Annotated in this window: 1 protein-coding gene; it reads left to right on the plus strand. The window is 67.2% G+C overall.

What is annotated here, in order from left to right; translation table 11 throughout:
* Window positions 1-1,162 (plus strand): trehalose-6-phosphate synthase (locus F3J18_RS37475; protein ID WP_166917205.1); only part of this gene is annotated, 1,162 nt, incomplete at both ends.

Raw genomic sequence — 1,162 nt, forward strand, 5'->3', positions numbered from 1 at the left:
CGGCATCTGGTTCGGCTGGAGCGGCAAGCTCGCCGAGGCCGACAGCGATCCCGGCAACCAAGAGGTGCAGGTTCGCGAATACGGCAACATGGAACTCGCCACCATCGACCTCTCGCAGCGCGACTACGACGCCTACTACCTCGGCTATTCGAACAACGTGCTCTGGCCGGTGTTCCACTACCGGCTCGACCTGGCCAACTTCGACGTGCAGTTCAGCGAGGGGTATCGCCGCGTGAACCGCCTGTTCGCGCGCAAGCTGATGCCGCTGCTCAAGCCCGACGACGTGATCTGGGTGCACGACTACCACCTGATCCCGCTGGCCACCGAGCTGCGCGCCCAGGGCTGCCGCAACCGGATCGGCTTCTTCCTGCACATTCCCGTGCCGCCGCCGCAGATCATGGCCGCGATCCCCGAGCACGAATGGCTGATGCGCTCGCTGTTCGCCTACGATCTGGTGGGCTTCCAGGCGCATACCGACGTCACCCATTTCGTGCGCTACGCGGAAGCCGAGGCCGATGCGCAATTCATCGACGGCGAACGGCTGCGCGCCTTCGACCGGACCATCCGGGTGGGCACCTTCCCGATCGGCATCGACGTGGACGGCTTCGCGCAGATGGCCAGCGACGACGACGGCCTCAACATCTACGAGCAGATGCGCGACGAGTATTCGCGCCGCAAGCTGCTGCTCGGCGTGGACCGCCTCGATTACTCGAAGGGGCTGCCGCAGCGCGTGCAGGCGTTCCGCGAGATGCTCGACCGCTACCCGGAGATGCGCCAGAGCGCGACGCTGATCCAGATCGCCGCGCCGAGCCGCGAGGACGTCGATGCCTACGATCACTTGCGCCAGGAGATGGATACGCTGTGCGGCTCGCTCAACGGCGACTACGGCGAACTCGACTGGATGCCGGTGCGCTACATCCACCGCAGCCTGGACCGCAGCTCGCTGCCGGGGCTGTACCGCGCGAGCCGGGTGGCGCTGGTCACGCCGCTGCGCGACGGCATGAACCTGGTGGCCAAGGAGTTCATCGCCGCGCAGGACGGCAAGGACCCCGGCGTGCTGGTGCTGTCGCGCTTCGCCGGCGCCGCCGAGCAGTTGACCGACGCGCTGCTGGTCAATCCCTACGACATCCAGGGCACCGCGCGCGCGATCCAGGCAGCCCTG

This window comes from Burkholderia sp. Ax-1720, from assembly GCF_011753035.1.
GTDB lineage: Bacteria > Pseudomonadota > Gammaproteobacteria > Burkholderiales > Burkholderiaceae > Burkholderia > Burkholderia gladioli.